Raw genomic sequence first — 3792 nt, forward strand, 5'->3', positions numbered from 1 at the left:
GCCTGTTAAAACTTTTCGGACAGGCTCTTTTTTCATTTAGGGATTTTTGTAAGACATTATCTTTTTTCTTTGAGTGACCAACCGGTTTTGAGTCCGATGATGAAGTATACCAATAGCAATTCACCTATAGCTAAGAGAGTATCACCAGGTATACGCAACCAACGTATGGTTTGCATCAAATCGGTGTGCATAAATTCCTCAGAACGCGCTGACCAATAGCCGTTTTGAATAGCTTCTACTGCTTGCATAATACCTATAGGAAGCAAGCTCACTACTAACATCACAAGTAATCCGATGTTTATCAACCAGAATGCCCAAGCAAGAATCTTGTTATTCCAGTGGCGATCGGGGTATAGACCGCGAAGTACAAACAAGATGAGACCTATACCAAGGATACCATATACCCCAAAGAGGGCGGCGTGACCGTGTACGGCTGTAGTGTTCAAGCCTTGTATGTAGTACAAAGCGATAGGTGGGTTGATAGCAAAACCAAAGATACCTGCTCCTAAGAAGTTCCAGAAACACATTGCGATAAAGCAATAGATAGGCCATTTATAGGCTTTAATCCACTCAGTAGATTTAGAAATTTTATAGTTGTGATAAGCTTCAAAACCTATAAGTACTAAAGGTACAATTTCCAAAGCACTGAATGTAGCACCTAAAGCTAATACACCTGTAGGGGTCGCACTAAAATACAAGTGGTGGAAAGTACCTAATATACCTCCTGCTAAAAATACGATAGTAGAGAACAATACTGAAGCACTCGCTACTTTCAAGCGCAACAAGCCCATACGTGAGAATAAGAAAGCAGCTACAACGGTAGCAAACACTTCAAAGAAGCCTTCTACCCAAAGGTGAACTACCCACCAACGCCAGTATTCGGCGATAGCCATATGAGTTTGGCGACCATACATTAAGCCTGCACCATAGAAAGCGGCAATAGCTATAGAAGCCAATACAAAGAGTAATAACAAATGGCGGTTTTCGTCTTTTTTACGCAAAGCAGGCAATAAAGCTCTCACCATTAAGAACAACCATAAGAATAAGCCTACAAGCAATAAGATTTGCCAGAAACGACCTAATTCTATATATTCATAACCTTGGTGACCAAACCAGAAGTTTTCAACCAAGCCTAATTTTTGCATTACACCGAACCATTGTCCTGCTAATGACCCTAATACAACAATCAATAAGGCAATAAAGAGAATGTTTACACCTAATTTTTGGTATTTAGGCTCGTGACCTGATACGGCAGGAGCAATGTAAAGCCCTGTGGCTAACCAAGAGGTTGCAATCCAGAAAATAGCCAACTGTACGTGCCAACTACGTGAAATAGCTTGTGGCAATACCAAATCAAGAGGAATACCAAAGAACCCTTCACCTTCTACACCATAGTGCGCTGTGATTACCCCAGCCACCATTTGTACTAAAATAAGCAATGATACAATCCAGATGTATTTAAGGGTTGCTTTCATTGAAGGTGTAGGTTTCATACCACGCATAGGATCTTCAGCGGGGAGGTGTTCGTTTTCTTCTTCTTCTTTGTTACTTGCGTGGTAGTACACCAAAAGTCCTACCCCAAATAGCAACATTAGCACACTAAATCCTGACCACATTTGTAGTGAGGTAGACGGATGATTACCTATCACGGGGTCGTAAGGCCAGTTATTGGTGTAGGTTACATCACTATTAGGGCGATTAGTGCTACATACCCAAGAAGTCCAAGTAAAGAACGCATTCATTTGTTGCATACGTGCAGGGTCTTTGATTGCATTCTTAGGAATCGCATAATGGCTACGCGTTTTGTCTAACGATGGGTCGTTCATAAAGAGTTTGGTGTAATAAGCTGCCAACTCTTTAGCTACTTGCGCACGTTCGGGAGAGAAAGTAATCACTCCTGTACTTTGGTCAAAAGTGTTTGAGCGAAGTTCTTTGCGCAACTGCACTTGGTATTTAGCCTGCTCTTCTTCAGGAAGGTCTTTGTAGACCTTACCATCTTTAGCTGCAAAAATATCCAAGAGCATTTCAGATTCGCGGTGTAGGTAATCAGCATTCCAGTCGGGTGCGATATAAGCACCGTGTCCCCAGATACTACCTACCGTTTGTCCTCCCATTGACTGCCAAACATTCTGACCGTCTTTAATGTCTTGCCCGTTATAGAGCAATTCCCCATCAGTAGTTACAATTTTTTCGGGGAAAGGAGGCGTAGTACGGTATATTTCTACACCGAAAAAAATCAGTACGAGGAATGAGGCAGCTACTGTTGCCCCAAGCCAAATCCATAATTTCTTAGCTGTCATAAATAAAATATATTAGTGTTTTTTTATTATTTGCGGGTACAAAGATATGAAAGATAATTGTATTTAATATAACACTTATAAGTTTTTTTTTAAACATCTAAGCTAATTTAGAAACATTAAAAAAGGTTATCTATTGATTTACAACAGATAACCTTATCTTTTTTCTTCTTAATAGTTTTTAGTTATTGCACTAAAATTATTGTGTTTTAGGATTGGTAAGAACTATTAACTTCTCTGTTATCAATTCTTTTAAGTTTTTATCAGAAGGCATTGGTAGATTCGCATTGATGATATTTCCTTTTTCATCTATCAACATATAACGCGGGATGCTTCTCAAATCGTACAATTCTTTGAATAATTCCTTTGTTTCAGGAGAGGCATATAGATGAATACCACGAAGTTTCTTTTCCTTTACCATTGCTTTCCACGCTTATTTATCGCGGTCTACCGATATACTTACAAAGGTAATAGGTAGCGTTTTGTAATCTTCTTGTAAGGCTTCTAAAGCAGGCAACTCCTTACGGCAATCAGGACAATAAGTAGCCCAAATATCTATGAACAGCAATTTACCTTTCAGTGGTAAATGCTCGTATTTCACCTCTTTATCGTTCAAATCGGTGAGAATAGGAAGAGCAGGGAAAGGCTGTCCTGCTTTGAGTTTGTTTAGCAAGTCAATATGATGGTCAAGCTCGTGTTGAAACTCTATTCCAGACATTCCTTTTCTATTTTTCAGTAACTCTGGCAATAAATCAATAATTTCTTCATTAGTGTCAGTTGCCGAAGTAGGCGATACGCCCTCTATGAGTAAAGGGGCTAATTCCTGCTTGATATTTTCCGATTTAAGCGCTTTGAAATCGGCTAATACTTTGCCCCAAGGGTCATCAAACTCATATTGTACTTTATGAGAGTAAATACGCCACTGAAAGAGATTGCGTACTAAAATTTGATAATCAGGATAATCATTAAAATCAGCGGCATTATCTAAATCTACAGTAGCACACAAGGCTTCCAACTCCTTGATAGCAGGAGCTTCTTCTTCGGTATATTTGCGGTGATTCAACAAATATTCCGATACTATAGCCAACTGTTGATAGCGGTTAGCTTTCTCTTCTTTAGCTGCGAAATCTGCTGGCAAGTTTTTGAGTATTTGGGTGTATTGTTGGGCTATTGCCTGCATACTTTGTTTAAAAGCCATAGGAGATTGCCCTAAAAGTTCATTTTGTTTCTCAGCTGATTGTAAGCCTATAGCTTCTTTTTGTTGCTGATAAGCCTTTATTGCTTCTTCTGAATTGGTACACGACACCAAGGCGCATACAAGGATTGCAAATATCTTTTTCATAACACTATGATTTAAAAAATAATGACAAAGGTACAATATTTTTTGGGAAATCCCTTTAATTCTAGTAATTATTTCTATTTTTGCACTCCAAAAATCTTCTAATAGGAAACAATAACTCATTTCACTTGTGTTTATCAAAATGTGTTAAAATTT

General features: G+C 38.7%; 1 protein-coding gene and 1 pseudogene. Both read right to left on the minus strand.

Going from position 1 to position 3792, the window contains the following annotated elements; all coding sequences use genetic code 11:
- Positions 1 to 56: 56 nt before the first annotated feature.
- The gene (locus tag HMPREF9073_RS06655) at positions 57 to 2300 is read right to left on the minus strand and encodes a nitric-oxide reductase large subunit (RefSeq protein WP_009413221.1); all 2244 of its coding nucleotides are present in this window, start codon (positions 2298 to 2300) and stop codon (positions 57 to 59) included.
- A 196-nt stretch (positions 2301 to 2496) separates the two neighbouring features.
- A pseudogene (locus tag HMPREF9073_RS06660) lies at positions 2497 to 3639 on the minus strand (TlpA family protein disulfide reductase).
- Positions 3640 to 3792 lie beyond the last annotated feature (153 nt).

Source organism: Capnocytophaga sp. oral taxon 326 str. F0382 (assembly GCF_000318295.1).
Classification (GTDB): domain Bacteria; phylum Bacteroidota; class Bacteroidia; order Flavobacteriales; family Flavobacteriaceae; genus Capnocytophaga; species Capnocytophaga periodontitidis.